Source organism: Novosphingobium sediminicola (genome assembly GCF_014196525.1).
Taxonomy (GTDB): domain Bacteria; phylum Pseudomonadota; class Alphaproteobacteria; order Sphingomonadales; family Sphingomonadaceae; genus Novosphingobium; species Novosphingobium sediminicola.
Map to the genome: position 1 here is coordinate 20787 of NZ_JACIDX010000021.1, position 17151 is coordinate 37937.

At 60.4% G+C, this 17151-nt stretch carries 11 protein-coding genes; 7 read left to right on the top strand and 4 right to left on the bottom strand.

Annotated elements, in window-relative coordinates; genetic code table 11:
- Positions 1-46 precede the first annotated feature (46 nt).
- On the bottom strand, positions 47-2635 hold the full coding sequence (locus GGR38_RS20915; RefSeq protein ID WP_183628417.1) for a TonB-dependent receptor: 2589 nt from the start codon (positions 2633-2635) through the stop codon (positions 47-49).
- 452 nt (positions 2636-3087) lie between these two features.
- Here GGR38_RS20915 and GGR38_RS20920 point away from each other — a divergent pair, with 452 nt between their 5' ends.
- The 5 genes from GGR38_RS20920 to GGR38_RS20940 are packed head-to-tail and all read left to right on the top strand — an operon-like array spanning position 3088 to position 9758.
- Positions 3088-5736 carry a TonB-dependent receptor gene (locus tag GGR38_RS20920; protein ID WP_183628419.1) on the top strand — a complete coding sequence of 883 codons (2649 nt, stop codon included), beginning with the start codon at positions 3088-3090 and terminating at the stop codon, positions 5734-5736.
- 11 nt (positions 5737-5747) lie between these two features.
- Positions 5748-6533, top strand: coding sequence for a DUF1868 domain-containing protein (locus GGR38_RS20925; RefSeq protein ID WP_221227192.1), 786 nt, complete (start codon positions 5748-5750; stop codon positions 6531-6533).
- 29 nt (positions 6534-6562) lie between these two features.
- Complete coding sequence (locus GGR38_RS20930; RefSeq protein ID WP_183628421.1) at positions 6563-7255, top strand: acid phosphatase; 693 nt, start codon at positions 6563-6565, stop codon at positions 7253-7255.
- A gap of 14 nt (positions 7256-7269) precedes the next feature.
- Positions 7270-8580, top strand: a complete 1311-nt coding sequence (locus tag GGR38_RS20935) for an MFS transporter (RefSeq protein ID WP_183628423.1) — start codon at positions 7270-7272, stop codon at positions 8578-8580.
- A gap of 8 nt (positions 8581-8588) precedes the next feature.
- A complete protein-coding gene (locus GGR38_RS20940; protein ID WP_183628425.1) occupies positions 8589-9758 on the top strand; it encodes an ROK family transcriptional regulator in 1170 nt (389 codons plus the stop codon).
- Positions 9759-9808: 50 nt separating this feature from the next.
- Here the strand turns inward: GGR38_RS20940 and GGR38_RS20945 are convergent, their stop codons facing one another.
- From GGR38_RS20945 to GGR38_RS20955, 3 genes are read right to left on the bottom strand one after another with little or no spacing between them, the layout of a single operon-like run.
- The gene (locus tag GGR38_RS20945; RefSeq protein WP_246405124.1) at positions 9809-10816 is read right to left on the bottom strand and encodes a diguanylate cyclase; all 1008 of its coding nucleotides are present in this window, start codon (positions 10814-10816) and stop codon (positions 9809-9811) included.
- Entirely contained in the window at positions 10780-13599 is a 2820-nt protein-coding gene (locus GGR38_RS20950; RefSeq protein ID WP_246405125.1) for a hybrid sensor histidine kinase/response regulator, read from the bottom strand. The genes GGR38_RS20945 and GGR38_RS20950 overlap by 37 nt, the downstream gene beginning before the upstream one ends.
- Positions 13599-13967, bottom strand: coding sequence for a hypothetical protein (locus GGR38_RS20955; RefSeq protein WP_183628427.1), 369 nt, complete (start codon positions 13965-13967; stop codon positions 13599-13601). Before GGR38_RS20955 ends, GGR38_RS20950 begins: the two co-directional genes overlap by 1 nt.
- Before the next feature lie 798 nt (positions 13968-14765).
- Here GGR38_RS20955 and GGR38_RS20960 point away from each other — a divergent pair.
- Both GGR38_RS20960 and GGR38_RS20965 read left to right on the top strand, forming a co-directional pair.
- Positions 14766-15962: an AAA family ATPase gene (locus GGR38_RS20960; protein WP_183628429.1), complete on the top strand. Its 1197-nt coding sequence runs from the start codon at positions 14766-14768 to the stop codon at positions 15960-15962.
- Complete coding sequence (locus GGR38_RS20965; RefSeq protein WP_183628431.1) at positions 15963-17072, top strand: ParB/RepB/Spo0J family partition protein; 1110 nt, start codon at positions 15963-15965, stop codon at positions 17070-17072.
- Positions 17073-17151: the final 79 nt, after the last annotated feature.

Here is a 17151-nt window from a genome sequence, read left to right on the forward strand (position 1 = left end):
GAGAGGTTGGAAGGGCCGCCGGTTTCAACGCCGGTGGCCCCTCGGATCAGAACTTGACCGTCACGTCGGCCAGATAGCTGGGGCCATACTTTTCATAACGGGCGATCTGGTTGGGATCGTTGGCGTAATAGAAGCGGGCGGCCTGATTGGTCAGGTTGTTGGCCTGAACGCGCAAGGAGATCGCCTTGGTGATCGCATAGGACACGCTGGCCCCCACAATCGTCTCGCTTTCCATCCGCGTCAGCTTCGATGCGTCCCAGCCGAAGATCACGGTCTGCGGGCTGTGATGCTTGATGCCGATGCGCGCGTCGATGCCATGGCCCGAATACCACAGGTCGAACTGGCTGGTGAACTTGGCCATGCCCACGGCGGGCAGCGGATTATAGGTGGGCGTCATTTCCTTCAGGTTCGAATCCACCAAGGCAACATTGGTATAGACCCCAAAGTTCGACAGGGCCGGAACAAACCAGAACGGCGTGGAGAGCGAGAGTTCCGCGCCGCCGATATAGCCGCCCTTGCCATTGGCAGGGCCGGTGATCGTATAGGTCGTGCCCGCGATGGTGGTGGGGTACTGGGTATAGCCGACATTGCTGTCGACATCCTTGTAATAGCCCGCCAGCGCGATCACTGCATCCTTGTGGAAGTAATATTCAAGGCTCAGGTCGCCCTGCGTGGCCATGAAGGGCTTGAGATTGGGATTGCCCGCGCTGCCCGACAGATAGGAAGGCGGATAGTAGGACAGGTTCTGGCTGGCGCGCAGTTCGTCGAGCGGCGGACGGCTGAGCACCCGCGCCGCGCCCGCGCGCAGCTTGAGATGATCGTTCAGGTCGAAATTGAGGTTGAGGCTGGGCAGCGCGCGGAAATAGTGGTTGGGCGCATAGATCGGGTTATAGGTCGTGACATTGGCGCTGCCGTTCCACGAGGTCACGCCCTGATAGGCGCTCGACCCGGTGGAGACATCGACCATGCGCACGCCCAGATTGCCGTAATAAGGCACAGCGCCCAGATTGCCCGCCAGTTCGGCCATCGCATAGGCCTCGAAATCATCCTCACGCACGCGCCAGTACTGGGTCTTGTCCTGCGTCGCGGTGTTCAGGTTGAGCGAGGAAATCGCGTCGTAATTGGCATAGAGCATGTTGGGGAAGCTGAAGCCGCCGCCCGTGATGTTGAAGGACGAAAAATTGGGCGTGGAAGTCAGATTGACCGTGCCGCCGGTCAGCGAGTTGAAGCTCTTGACGCGGTTCGAATAGCGCAGACCGGCATTGAGCGCGGTGATGATCCCGCCATGCAGCTTGTAATTGAAGTCCATCGCCAGAGCGCCCAGCGTATCGACAAGGCGTTGCGGCCCGGTCAGGCCGGTGCCCGCATAGGACTGGGCCGAGGGGGCCGTCACATCGGTGGCCGTCGAAATCGAGGGGACGGAGCCTGCGGCGGTGTTGAAGGTCACGCTCTGGGGCCAGACATTCCATTCCTGCGCGGCCCAGGTGTTGTTGCGGCGGGCCTGCGAATAGGAAGCGTCGAGCTTCACCGTGACATCATCGGCGTGATAGCGGGCGTTGAGGCCCGTCGCCAACAGGTTCTTGTCCTCGGTATATTTGGCGATCACATTGGTGACGGTGGTTTTGTAATTGCCCACCGTGGCGCCTACGATGTCATTGCCCGCCAGCGTGAACTGACCCGCGCCATAGGTGGCGTCGGGCAAGGTGCCGCCCCAATCGCCCCAGCCGCCATGCCATTGCTGGAACTGGTTCTCGTTGATCTTCACATTGGAATAGAGGAAATCGGCGTTCACATCCCAGTGATCGTCGGGCTTCCATTGCAGCCCCGCACTGGTGCTCCAGCGTTCCTCGATCAGCGCCTTGACCTCGGCCTGCGCGCCCCACGGGGCGTTGACGGACTGGCCGTTATAGGTGGGCGGGCTGTTGCCGGCGTCGGCATTGTTATAGCCCCAGCCCTGGAACGAGGAATAGCCGTTCTTCTGCTTCTGATAGGTCCCGCCCAGCGAGAGGCCCAGCGTGTCGCTCAACCGCGTCACATATTGCAGGCTGCCGCGAGTACCCACGGTGTCATAATTGGGAATGCGGAAGCCCGGATCGTTCATCTGCGCCCCGGCGCGCAGCGTCAGGCGCGGCCCGGAATAATCGAGCGGGCGGATCGTGCGGATGTCGATCGTGGCGGCCACGCCACCCGCGATCAGATCGGCGCCCTGCGACTTATAGACGGTCACGCCCGACACGGCTTCGGAAGGATAGATTTCCCAACGCACATTGCGGTCCGGCTCGGAAGACGCCACTTCGCGCCCGTTGACCAGCCCCAGCACCAGACGGGGGCCAAGGCCGCGCACCGAAGCCTGGCTGGCATTGCCGCGATCACGCGTGGCCGTCACGCCTGGCAGGCGGGCCAGCGCATCGGCAATGGTCACATCGGGCAAGACGCCGATATCCTTGGAAGAAATCGTTTCGGTCACGACCGCCGAGGCGCGCTTGGCCGAGATGGCGTCACGCAGCGAAGCGCGCAGGCCGGTGACCACGATATCCTGGGGTGCCGGGGTCTCATCGGCCGCCATCGCCGGGCTTGCGGCCACGGCCAGTGCCAGAGCGCTCACCATTGCGGCGCCATATGTTTTGCGAGTCACGAATACCCTCCCTTAAGGCTTGGCGTCAGTCTTTTGAAATCTCATTTATCTTATAAATAGGCTCAGACTGAAGGGCATGTCAATAAGCCTACGCATTTTTGCCTGCAACGAAGGAAAAATCGGGCGCTACTCAACAGGTCGGGGCCAACGACGCCATCCGATGCCGGCGCAAGATTGCACGGCTGTGAAGCGAAATGGCCGTGGGCTGGCTCCCCTCAGATACGCGAAAGACCTGCAACGGTCCGATGATCTGCGCCTGTCCGGCCCATCGTGACGCCGATCCCTGTATCAACCCCGCGATTATCGCGACGGTACATTGGGCCGACAATTGTGGCATTTCCGACCGGTGAAACGCGCAGAACTCCTTTGCCCTCTTGCATCATCGACCGGTCTGTCATAAATCTTACTTACTAACGATAGATAAATAAGTATCTTCAGAGAGGGAATGCTGCATGATTCGGACGTTCAAAGGCGCGCTGCTGCTTGGCGCGGGCTTGCCAATTATCGGGGCAATTCCTGCCCATGCGGAACCTGCGGCATGGCCGGCCGGTGCTACGGCAACCGGGGATTCGGCAGCGGGCGCGGCCATTTCGGACATTGTCGTCACCGGCACTCGCGCCTCGATGCAAAAAGGCATAGCCGTCAAACGCCAGGCCACCGTGATTGTCGATTCCGTTTCCTCCAGCGAAATTGGCCAATTGCCCGATTTCAACGCGGGCGACGCCTTGCGCCGGGTTACCGGCGTCAACACGCTGCTCTATCAGGGCGAGCCGCGCTTCGTGATCATTCGCGGCTTTTCACAGGGCTATAATGACATTCTGGTCGATGGTTTCGGCCTTGCCTCCACCGACGTCAACATGGGCACGACCAACACCAACGGACGCCAGATCTCGATGGAGGTGTTGCCCGCCAACATCGCCTCGCATATTGACATCATCAAATCCGCCAGCCCGGAAAACGAAGCCGGCTTTGTCGGGGGCCTTGCCAATTTCGTCACGCCCAGCGCCTTTGATTTTGCCAAACCAACCCTGTCGGCATCGCTGAAAGGCGGACAGGCGCTGGACAGTAAAAGCAATGGCGGCAATCATTTCGTGGGCGAGGCGCAAATGTCCGGCGCCACTCGCTTCGGCAGCGATCGCCAGTTCGGCCTCTATCTCTCCGGGACCTATTGGCGCCGCCAGATCAATGTCGCACAGCAAGAGGCCGGTGGCACGCAAAACTGGTACACCGCGGCAGGCGCCGCCACCACGCCCTATGGCGGCAATACCTATCCCGTGCCCAGCCAGCGCCTCTATTACAATTACCAGAACGAGCGCCAGCGGGCCGGGATCGAAGGACGGCTGGACTGGGCGGGCGATCATGGGCTTTCGGCTTTTCTGACCGGATATTATTTCGATCAGAAGGAGGACTCATCGCGCAACACGCTTAACGCCGCCGTGCAATCGAGCACCACCGACACCAACCAGACCGCCACCACCGGCACGCTCAGCAATCTGACGCAAACGGTGATGCTGGGGCGCTATCACTGGCGCCGCCATGTCTATGGCGTCTATGGGCGCGGCAAGGCCGAATTGGGCGATGGCTGGCTGGCCGATTTCGGGGCAAGCTGGTCGCACGGCTATGTCAGCAATCCGCAAACCGCCGACAGTTTTGCCCAGACCAGAATGGCGTTCAACTATGACATTGGCGGCGCGGTGCCGGTGTTCACGCCGGTAAGCGCGGCCAATGCCAACAATCTTTCGCTCTATCCCGCCACAACCCGTGTTGAGGAAACCTATGGCCTCAACTCCAACCGCTATGATTTTCAGGCCAATCTGGGGCGCAATGCCGGGGCAAAGGACATCGGCTTTGGCGTCAAAGCCGGTGCACGCCTGATGATCACGCGCCAGAACTATGGCTACAATGGCACCACCTATACCGGCATGGCCTATACGCTGGCCAATGTCAGCAATGGCACAATCTGCGGCTATCAATGCGACAGCCCCATCCCGCTCATCAACCCGTCCTCCCTGGATACCGCCTTTGCAGGCAGCACGGGCATCACCGCCACGCCCAATACCGTCTCGAACGCGGGCGGCACCTACAGTTTGAAGGAACAGATCTGGGCCGGTTATCTGCAAGGACAGTACCGCAGCGACCGCCTGTTCATTCAGGGCGGCGTTCGGCTTGAGGCCACCAACTTCCATTCCGCCAGCACGCAGGCCACCAACGGCATCTATGCCCCGATCAGCGCGACCCGCAACACCACCAACCTGCTCCCCTCGCTCAACGTTATCTGGAACGACAGCGATGCGGGCAAGCTGCGCTTTGCCATCAGCATGACACTCGGCCGCCCGTCCTATGGCGGCATGGCGCTGCACGGCGGTACGCTCAGCACCACCAGCGCGACGCCCACTCTGGCCACGGGCAACCCTGATCTGAAAGCGCGCCGCGCGATCAATCTGGACCTTGGCCATGAGTGGTATTTCGACGGCGGCAAAGGGATGCTGGCGATCAACGGCTTTTACAAATGGATCAAAGACGAGATCTACAGCTTTGGCGCCTATCAGACCATCGACGGCGTGGCTGCGCCTGTGCTGGTCACGCAATTCCGCAATGCATCGGGCCTGACCCGCGCCTATGGGCTGGAGGCCAGCCTGTCGCATGATCTGGGCTTCATCGCCCCTGCCCTCGACGGATTTGGCTTCAATGCGAACCTCACCCTTGCCCGCGCTCATATGCCCATCACGCTCAGCGATGGATCGGTGAGAATTCTCGACAGCCTGCCCCAGCAACCTGGGCGCATCGTCAATGCCTCGCTCTATTATGACAAGGGCAAGATGCATGGCCGTATTGCATGGAATTATCTGGGGCGCCTGTGGGATGACCGCTTCCCCAATTTCACCCCGACCGGCTTTTACGCCAACCGCATTCAGCAGCCGACAAACAATGTCGATCTGCAAATGTCCTATGATCTGACCAGCAACATCTCGGTCAGCCTCGACATTCAGAATGTGACGGCACAGGGCATGACCTATCGCTATGGCTATAATCAGGAGATGTTCCAGTCGACATGGAAACTGCCCACGCAAATCCTGTTTGGCGCCAAGGTCAAATTGTGAGGGGTGAAGCTGTGACCACACGCAGACGATTTCTGGAAGGGGCAGCTTTGAGCCTTGTCAGCATGAACGCCCAGGACGCGATGGGGCAAACCACAACACAGACGTCACGGCCGCCCGATGTCGGACGAAAATTCGCCGATGATGGCCGCGTCCTGCCCTTTGCGGGCAACACAATCATCTGCCACCTGCCGCAACAGGGCGAAGCTTCGCAGGCTTTCGATGCGTTGCTTGATATTTATCGCGCCATGCCGTCTCGCGACTGGATGCGCAAGGTGACCGCCCTGCCGCCGTCCAGCTATCACATGACCATCTTTGGCGGTGCGAATGACAAGACGCGCGCCTATCCGCAATGGCCCGCCAGCCTGCCGCTGGACATGCCGATGGACGCCTGCAACGCCGTGCTGGCCGAAAGGCTGAAGCGTTTTCGCATGGGCAAGGATGCCGGACCTTTCCACATGCGCGTCAACCCGGATGAACCGCCCATCGGCGAAACGCCGCTCACCATCCGGTTGCTGCCCGCCGATGAAGATACCACGCATCGCCTGAGGCATTTGCGCGACCATCTTTCGCAGGTCACCGGCATCCGCGAGCCGGGGCATGAGAATTACCGTTTCCACATCACGCTGGGCTATCAATTCGCCCCGCTTACCGATGCGGAGGTCGTCGCCTATCGCGCTGATCTGGCCCGGTGGAAGGCCGAACTGGCCCGCAAGGTGCCGGTCATTGCGCTGGGCGCGCCGGAATATTGCCTGCTGGCGGATATGTTTGCCTTCAAACGCCAGTTCTATCTGAGGTGACCGATATGAAATCCTATTGGATATCGGCCATGCTGCTGACCATATTAACTCAACCAGCACTGGCCCAACCCGCGCCGGCCCGGACGCAGCAGCGCTACCTTGCAGGCAACGGGGTCGATCTGCGAGCTTTCATCCCAACCCCGCCCGAACCGGGCACATGGCTTGACCGGCGCGACCGCGAAACGTTCCTGACCGGCCGCGCCCCGGCCGATAGCCCGCGCTGGCAACAGGCCATCAACGATGTGGACGAAGCCGTGCCCGCGATGCTGGCCGACTTCTCCAAGGCGACGGGCCGGACGCTGACGCCCGGCGCCTATCCCGCGCTGGCCCGGCTGCTGCTGACCATGCGTCCGGATGCGGCGGCAGCCGTCAATGCGGTCAAACCGCTTTATGCCCGACCGCGCCCGTTCCTGCGTGACGATGGCCCCGTGTGCGAGGATAAGCAGCAATTATCCCACAGCTATGATTACCCCTCCGGCCATACCAGTTGGGGCACATCGGTGGGGCTGGTGCTGGCGGAACTCTTTCCCGAAAGGGGCGATGCCATCCTGCAACGGGCAAGGGATTATGGTAACAGCCGGGTCATATGCGGCGCGCATAGCGTGTCGGCGGTCGAAGCCGGGCGTCAGGCGGCGGCGGCAATCGTGGCCGGGCTTCACGGATCGCCCCGCTTCCGCAAGGATTTGGAGGCTGCCCGCAGCGAGGTATCGCGGGCGCGTTAAGAGGCCCGATCAAGATGAGCAGCGTTGATCCGATCCGGCAAAACGACAGGGATGCTCCATACACCCCCACCGCAAGCATAGCGGCCTATCTGTTGGCCCATGGCGGAAAAACGCTGTTCTGGACCATCAGCGATCTCTATTTCGTGTTCTATCTCAATCAGATTTGCGGGATCGCCCCGGCCATCACCGGGCTGATCGTCGGCCTGTCGATCCTGCTGGCGGCGCTGGCCGATGCCTTCGCCGGGACCATGCTTCAGGCCATCGTGATCAGGCCGGGACAGATCATCCGCCTGCAACTGATCGGCGGGATCGGCAATGGCCTGCTTTTGCTGCTATTTGCCCTGACCGCCTTTGTTGACACCAACTGGCGGGTGGCCTGTGCGGTGGCGACGCTGATGGGGCTGCGGCTGTTCTATGCGCTGATCGACATTCCACAAAATGCGCTCCTGTCATGGGCGCAGTGGTCGGACCGGGGAATCGCCACGGTGGTGGCGGGCCGCAACATCGTGGGGGGCATGGCTCGAATGATGCTCGCTCTGGCATTTGTGCCGATCATGACCGGCGCGCCATCGGGCCAGAGCCCCGCCCGCTTTCTCGCTCTGGTCTGCGCGATCAGCATCATTCAGATCACGGGCGTCGCCTTGCTGGCACGCCATTTACCGGACGCACAGCCCGACATCCCGGCGGCGGAAGGGCAGGATGGCGCGCAACCATGGCTTCATTTCGCCCGCATGGGTCTGGTCTCGTTGATGATCACCGGATTTACCCAGCTTGAGCCCTATCTGGTCAGCCGGGTCATCGCGCAGGGGTTTGCCGCCACCACGTTCCTGACCAGCGTTTCGCTGGGCGGCACCATCGGTCAACCGTTCTGGCGCTGGCGCAGCATGCAGGCCCCACACCCGCGCCTGCGCCTGCGCCTGCGCCTTCAAGGTGAAATCATGATTTCGGGCATAATCGCCGGGATTGCGCTCGTTCTGGCACCTCTGCACCAGCCGGTCGGCAGCGGGGTGGCGGGTCTGCTATGCGGATTGGTCAGCGGGGGCTGCCTTTTCCTGCTCTGGACCGATCTTGCCGCGAACACACGGCGAAAGGACGCTTTCAGCACTTTTGGCGGCTTCACCGCCAGCGCCAAGCTTGGGCAAGGTTTGGCCATCATGGCCATGGGCGCATGGCTTCAAGGATATCTTGCCCCCATCCTGCCCGGTGATGCGGCCTCGATCCGGCCCATTGCGGGCATCCTGCTGATCATGGCGGCCGGGGCCTTGATTCTTGTACACCATGACGTGCAATCTCATCGTCGCCATAGGCTGGAAAAAGCCTCATAAGAACCGCCATGAACAGACCATCGGATGCCGCAGACGCCAGAATCACACCTTTCGGACGCGATCTTGTCCTGCCCGATCCCTTTCGCTCGCTCTCGGCCAATGAGCGCGAAGTGTTGGCCCTGATCAGGCTGGAAGGCCCGATCTCACGCGCGGAAATCGCCCGGCGCAGTGGTCTGGCCATGCCCACCGTCAGCCGCCTGACGGGGCAACTGGCCGGCGAGGGCCTGATCGTGGCCGAGGAAAAGGTGATGATGGGCCGGATGGGACAACCCAGCCTGCCGCTGCTGTTGGCCCGGCACGCGGCCTATGCTTTTGGCGCGGCGGTGCGCGCGGATTCGCTGGCGGTCTGTCTGACCCATCTGTCGGGCGAGATCGTTGCCACCGTCGAGGAAACCCATTGCGGCCTGACCCGCGAGGAAACGATGGTCCGGGTCAGGGCCGCTGTTGAGCGGATCGTCGATCAGACCGGCGTGCCGCGCGACCGTGTCTGCGGGCTGGGTCTGGCGATTTCGGGCTTCTTCGTGGATGATCAACGTCGGATCAACGCCCCGCTGGGCATGGAGGATTGGGCCACGGGCGAGTTGGAGCGGGATTTCAGCCATGCGCTGGGCCTGCCTGTCTTGGTCGAGAATGACGGCAGCGCGGCGGCGCTGGGCGAATCCATTTATGGTCAGGGACGGGAATATCCCAGTTTCGCCTATCTCTATGTGGACCGCGGCATGGGCGGCGGCATCATCTTGAATGGCAGGCTGATGCGCGGGGTTCATGGCAATGCGGGGGAATTTACCGGCATGCTGCCCCCCGATCTGCGCCGGCATCGCCCGACGTTGGCCTTGCTGGCCGATATGGCGGGGGCTGATGCCGGGCAATCGCTGACCGATTTCGCGGCTTCTCTCGATCCCGATGGCGCTGCCGTCGGCGCGTGGATCGAACGGGTTGCCCCTGCCACCTCTTCGATCATTTCAGCCATCGCCGCGATTGTCGATCCGGCAGCCATCGTTCTGGGCGGTCGCCTGCCTGCGCCTGTTGCCGAAAGGCTCATCCAGGCCCTGAACTTCTACAGCGTTCCGGTGCGGGGGCGCGACCGGGCCTTTCCCGCGCTGGTCGCATCCTGCGTTCAGGGAGATGCGGCTTCTCTTGGCGCCGGCACCCTATGTTTTGATCGGTGTTTTCTGTGACCGCAACCTGTGCGCCGATGGGGCATCGCCGTATGGCTCAGGGCAGGCTTCTATAACCTCGCCGGTGCAACTCCATGGTCCCGTAACGTCATATATTGGGACTCCTCACTGTTTTCGATCCCAAACACAGTTCCGACGACCTTGTTCCTCCCGGCGACCTTGGCGAGATAAAGCTGATTGTCCGCGACCTTGACCCAAAGGTCCCGCGCCAATCCCGGCCTGCACCGCGCTGACGCGATGCCCACGCTGACGGTCACATAGGGGCCAACCTCCGAATTCCGGTGCGGTATGCCCAGCGAACGGACCTGCTCCATGATGGAGTTTGCCACAATCACGGCCGCTTCGTGATCAGTGGCAGGCAGAACGCAGGCAAACTCCTCGCCGCCATAACGGGCGGTCAGATCCGAGGCGCGCCGAACCGCGCGTTGCAGCGCTGCCGCGATCATCACGATACAGTTATCACCCTCGGGATGGCCATAGGCATCGTTGAATTGCTTGAAGAAGTCTATGTCGAGCATGATCACCGAAAGCCAGTCGTCGGTGCGTGAAAGTCTGGAGGTTTCCACATCGAGGGTCTGTTCGAGCCGGCGACGATTGCTGAGTCCCGTCAACGCGTCAGTGACCGCCAGTTCGGCAAGTTGATCGCGCATGCGCTTCAATTCGATATGATTATGAACGCGTGCACGCACGATAGCCGGGTGGATCGGCTTGACGATATAGTCGATCGCGCCGAGCAAAAGACCGTTCGCCTCGGATTCCTCATCGCCAAGCCCGGTGGTGAAGATGATCGGGACATCGGCGATCAGCGGATCGGCCTTGCATCGGCGGCAGACCTCATACCCGTCGGTGCCCGGCATGAGCACGTCCAGCAAAATGAGATCGGGCAGGCTCGCCTGCGCGACCGTTATGGCCTCTTCGCCGGATGTGGCGAAGCAGATCTCATAATCATCCTCCAGCGCCGCATTCATGATCTCGATATTCGAGACCTCGTCATCGACGATAAGAACCAGAGGCCGGCCCATTACAAGTTCACCGCCGCCAAAGGCGCCGTCCCGCATTCTCGGGTATCCGCGCCCGGTATCAGATCCAATTGCGTAAGAGCCTCTTCGAAATTGAGTCTGGCGAGCGCGGCCTTTACCGCATGCAGTCCTGCAGCCTCAGGCCTTGTGCCGAGTGTCTCTTCAAGTTCCTGGAAAGCTTTGCGGGCGCCAAGGCTTCGGCGCCGCAGCAAGCCGCGAATCTCTTCGATCTGCGAGGCCCATTCGGAATAATCGAGCTGCACGTCTGATTGCGTCAAAGTCGGCTGCGACACCCCTTTCAGCGTTGCCGAGGCGGCGAGCGCGGGCAGGATAGCCTGGGCAAGCACATCCAACTGCTCATCGATCCTGCTGAGATCAGATTGGGCCAGCGCGGCTTCAATGCACTTGGCCGCTTCGGCAACCGCGCCGACCTCCAACGTCCCAGCAACGCCCTTCAATGTATGGGCAAGACGCCGCGCCTCGCTCAGATCTCCGGCGGCGATCTGGCCACGAAGCGTCGAAGTGACCATGGCGAAAGTATCGCCGAAATCGACGATGAGTTTTCTCAGCAGCGCCCGCTTGCCGTTGACGCGCACGAGCGCCGCCTCGATGCCGAACGGAGGCAGGTGGTCCGGCAGCATATCGGCCTTGATCGGCATCACAATCGGACTTGCTGTCTCGACAAAACCTGTTTGAGACGGGCGCGGCTTCAACCAAAGGTCCAGTTTCCTGACGAGCAAAGCAGGATCGACCGGCTTGGGAATATGATCATCCATGCCCGCATCCAAACAGCGCTGCCGTTCGGCCTCATAGGCGTGGGCCGTCATGGCGATGATCGGCAGCCGCCCGGCCGGGTGGATTTGACGGATACGCACTGTCGCTTCGATTCCGTCCATTTCAGGCATTTGCACATCCATCAGAATGGCGTCGAAGGGCTCGGCCGCATCCCTGATGCACTCCAAGGCGATGCGGCCATTTTCGGCGACCTCAACCTGCAACCCGGCATCCATCAGCAACTCGATCGCGATCTCGCGATTGATCTGATTGTCCTCGGCAACGAGAACGCGAAGGCCGCGCAGATGGGCCGCCACCATCGGAACCGCCCCGGCCTGAGCATCATCGACCGGAAGGCCGGGTTGCTCTGCACCGAAAACCGTGTTCATTGTCGCAAGCATCGTTGCCGGATCAATCGGCTTGATCAGCACGGCGGCGATGTTCGCTGTTTCCGCCTCGGCCCTGACCTCGTCATGTCCGTGAGCTGTGACCAGGAACACGCTGGGCACTTTCGCCAGATAAAGATCCTGGCGGATGGCGCGGGCGGTTTCGATGCCGTTCATATCCGGCATCCTCCAATCCATCAGCACCAGATCATAAGGCGCCGCGTCGGCCGCAGCCGTCACAAGGGCGCCCAAGACCTCCTTGCCCGAAGCGACGACATCGACGTTCATCGACCATGCCGCGAACATGGCCTGCAGAATTTCGCGCGAGGCCGGGTTGTCATCAGCAATCAGCACGCGCAACCGTTTAAGTTCAGCCGAGGGCATGTCCTGCACCGGCGGCGCGGCGTCATCGGCCTGAAGCACCAGGCTAAACGTGACCGTTGTCCCCTGCCCGAGACGGCTTTCGACCCCGATATGCCCCCCCATCAACTCGACCAGTTGCTTGCTGATGGCAAGGCCAAGACCCGTGCCGCCAAACCGGCGTGTGGTCGAACTGTCGGCCTGGGTGAAGGAGTGAAACAGCCGGGCCTGCTGCTCGGGCGTCATGCCGATGCCCGTGTCCCTGACCGAGATTTCAAGCGACACGGCCGTTCCATGCCGCGCCGAAAGATCGACCGTGACCGTGACCGTGCCGTTTTCAGTGAACTTTACAGCATTGCTGACCACGTTCAGCACGATCTGGTTGAGGCGCAGGCAATCGCCCAGCAGCGTGGCGGGCACGGTGGGGTCCATAATAAGTTCAACAGCAACGCGCTTTTTGGCGGCTTCCACCGAAGCAATGGCCAGTTGGCCTTCCAGCGCGGCCCGCAGGTCGAAGGAGGCGATCTCCAGCGAAAGCTTGCCCGCCTCGATCTTGGAGAAATCGAGGATGTCGTTGATGAGCCTTAAGAGAGACAGGCCCGCCCCGTTGATCTTGGAAACATAGTCCTGCTGCTTGGGCGTCATGTCGGTGCGCAGCGCTAGATGGCAAAATCCCAGAATGGCGTTCATCGGGGTACGGATTTCATGGCTCATATTGGCCAGGAACAGGCTCTTGGCCCGATTGGCCTCTTCCGCCTCCAGCGTCCTTTCGCGCAGCGCCTCATTGTTGAGCGCAAAGCTCTCGACCAGCGTCCTGCTCAGCCACACCAGCACCCCGGTCTGAAGGGCAACGATTCCGGCATGCAGGCCGACCCGGCCCACATCGGCTCCATCGGCAAAAACGGCGAGAGGCAAAAGGAAATCCAGCACGATATGGTGCATTGCAATGGCCACAGCGCCCACCACGACCACGCGCCAGTCGCACCAGGCGATGGTCAGCGCCAACAGCGCAAAGAAATACATATGCATGTCCATCTGCCATTGGTGACCAGCCAGCAGATAGACGAGCAATGCGGGCTCTCCCATCAGCGCGACAGCGGAGAGATAGCGCGTGACAGGGGTAATCCCATGCCGCCACCAGGTCAGATGATAGGCGCCGGCAAGGAGCGCGCCCGCCAGACCGGCCGCGAGGGGCGGACGACCCACAGCAAAGGCGACCGCCGCGAGCACGGGAATGTGCAGCCATAGCAGGATGACCAGAAACCGACCGAATCGAATTCGCAGTCTATCGAGATCGGACATCAGGCAGAGGCTCCAAGAGAGGTTGAAACGCGATGAAATCCTGCGCAACCCCGAAGCAGGTGGGGGTCTATGACCAGCCACGCGCCCGCGTGATAGAGCGCAGCCACAACGTTCTTGTCGGCAGAATGCAGGATCACAACGTTCTTCAAACCACCAACATCGACGATGCTGCCGCCGGCAGTCCGCACCATCGTGATCGTCTGGCCCAAATCATAGGATGGCGGCGCAACGACGGCATACTGGCCCCGATCCCCGGAAGGCCAGAGCGTAGCGGCGACAATAGCCGCTATCACGACAATCATGAGGACAGCAGCGGGAACGAAATCACGCCAATGCAGTTTGATGGAGGTTAGGGCAGCAGAAAGCATCGTTGCCCCTTCTTTCTCGCCAGAAGCACGCTGGAGGCGCACATGCTCCAGACACAAATGATCTTATCGTGAAGGGTTACGCCCGAGACATTGCGATATGGTTAAGAATTATCATCGGGTGCATCGCGCCATTGCCAATGGCAGATCAGTTTAAGCCTCTCGTCGGCAATGGTGGGAAGCGCACCTTGGGGTAAACGTGCAATGCCGTTTCTCTATGAGAGCTGGAATCGGGACTCCGGCGCCATCGCCCCCCGCGCCCGGCCGGACACAGCCCATCCGCACGCTGACCTCCCCCTTGGCCGCGCTTTCATCGCTTAGGCGGGCTGCCGCCGCGCCATCGATATGGCCTGACGCCGAGCGGGCGAAGGGTGGGTTCATGACGATGACGCTGGGCAGATCCGTCACGTGGTTCGCAATCTGCGTCGCATTGAAGCTGCTTATCTCCGCATCTGAGAAAAGGGAGGCAAGAATTGCGGCTCGCAGCGGATCGATTCCGTTAAGTTGGAGAAGGCCCTTCGCGGCGCGAAGCCATTGCGCCAGCACCGAGGAGCGGTGTGATTAGACCCCAGTCAACACGGGGACTGCATTCGAGTGACAAGGTACACGAAGGGTCACGGAGAAGGCCCTTCTCCCCCCAGTTTCGCAAACCATCCAAAATTCGTTCGATTGTACGCTAATGCCCCTCACAAACATGAGAGGTTTGCCTCAAGGCACCTATTGCGCCGCATGTCCCGATTTGATAGCTGAAATGGGAAATTTTTGACGAACTTTTTCCCGAATCAGAATCGGAGATGTCGCGTGCTGTCAGGTCAGACCCTTGATGCCATGATCACGGCCTGTGAAAATGCCAAAAGTGTACTTCGCAAAGCAGCGATTGACCCCTCTGAGCGTAAAACGCTGAACATCACCTTGTCGGCATCCGTGGCAGCCGAGTTCCTTAACCGAACCCCGGAAGGCCTTGCGAAGGCTGAAGCGCGTGGCCGCCTCCCATCGCCCAAGACGGCCACGAATGGCCGTCGCTTTTACACGGTCGAAGACCTGATTGCGATCCGCGAAGCGCTGGGCATCAAGGTGGGCAAAGCCGAGGATGAGCGCGCTGTGGTTGTGGCCGTTCAAAACTTCAAGGGCGGGGTCAGCAAATCGACCACATCGAAGCATTTGGCCGATTATCTGGCGCTGCGTGGCTATCGCGTCTTGGTGGTCGATTGCGACCCCCAAGCATCCATGTCGGTGATGTTTGACGTCAACCTCGAAGAGCTGATCGACGAGACGCACACGCTTTCCAATTTTCTTTCGCCGCAAATGGATGACGCGGATTCCTTCCGTAAAACGGTGCGCCCTACCGCTTGGCCCAATATCGACATCTGCCCCGCCAATCTGGGTTTGCAGGATACAGAATGGGAGCTGACCGCGACGATTGAGGACGGAGCAGGCGCAATTGCCGATGCCTTTCGCCGGTTGCGCGATGGTCTGGAGGAAGTGCGCGCCGACTATGACGTGATCATTCTTGATCCGCCGCCGGCCATGGGCTTTCTTGGCATCAACACCCTGACTGCGGCGGACGGCTTGCTGATCCCTGTGCCCGCGCGCCAGCTCGATTATCTCTCGACGATCCATTTCATGCAGACCTGCCGCGAAGCGCTGGATCTGATCAGCAAATTTGATCCCACCATCGACTATGGCTTCATTCGGGTGGTTTGCACGATGTTTCAGCCCAACCGGACCAATGAGGCGCAAATGCTTCAAGTCATGGAAAAAACCTATGCTGGGCAGATGATTAAGACGCCTATTTTGCTGTCCGAGGAAATCAAGAACGCGGGCGTGCTCATGTCTTCGATCTATGAGGTCAACAAACCCTATGGCTCGCATCAGACGTTTACGCGGTGTCGCGACAATTTGAACATGGTGTTCAAGGAAGTTGAGCGCGAGATCTGCAAACAATGGCCGTCGCGCATGACGCAGATCGGCACCGACAAGCTGACGGAGGCGGCATAAATGGCAATGGGTGGAAAGCGCCGCAGCCTGCTGGCCAATGCGATTGAGAGTTTGGGCGTCCCTGTGGCCCCTTCCACACCCGCCGCTGAGGTCGAGCCCGAAGAGCGCTTCGAGGATCTGACGCCGCTTGAGGATGTGGAAGTGGAAGCGGCGGACGCCGGCCCGACCCATCCCTCATTCCTCGCCCGGCGCGCTCAATCGCTGGGTGAAGTCAGCCGGACAGTCAAACGCCCCACCATCCGCCTTAAACCCAGCGAATGCTCGATTTGGCCGGGAAATGCTAGAAATTACAATGATTTGAATTATCAGCGCTGTGAAAGTCTGATCAATTCCATCAAAGAAGAAGGGCGCAATCGCGAGGCGGTTGTCGTGCGCCGCACGAATGATGGCCCCCTGCCCTATGAACTGCTGGTCGGGACCCGTCGTCATTGGTCTGTCTCGTGGCTGCATGCCAACAACCATTCCGAGGTAGAATTCATTGCCCGGATCGAGACGCTCGATGATGAGGGCGCTTTCCGCCTTGCCGATCTTGAGAACCGAGAGCGTGAGGACGTTACCGATTTGGAGCGGGCGCGCAATTACCTGCATGCCGTTGAGGCCTATTATGGCGGTGTGCGCGCAAGAATGGCTGAGCGGTTGGCGATTGCACCGACCAGCCTCTATAATTTTATTCGCCTGGGCGAACTCAGCGACGAGGTCATCGCGGCATTTCCTGACACGGCAAGCGTCAAGGCCGCCCATGCAAACAAGCTGGCGCCGCATTGGAAGGCGGAAATCGAGCGCGACCGTATTCTAGCAGAAGCTCAGATCATCGCGGACGAGCAGGCAACCCTGCGGAAAAATGGCGAAAGGCTGATCGACGCGGCAAAGGTGTGCGATCGCCTGATCGCAGCCGCAAAAGACCGCAGCGGGCGCCCCAAGCGGGCCGAGAGCAAGGCCCCCCCTCCCCTGTTTTCCAGCGAGGGAGATTTGCTTGGCCATATCGTTGCGGATTCAGCCAAGAAAGGGATGACGATCACGATCAATCCGGCTGAATTGCTGTCGGTGGACGAGATCCTGGCCGCTTTGCGCCCCGCGATCGAAGCGGCAAAGTTTGCAAAGAAGGTTTAATTATCTCATATTTTCAAATGGATGATGGCAATCTACCAACTTGGTAATTCAGCGTGTTGGTAGAGCATCACAAGGCGAT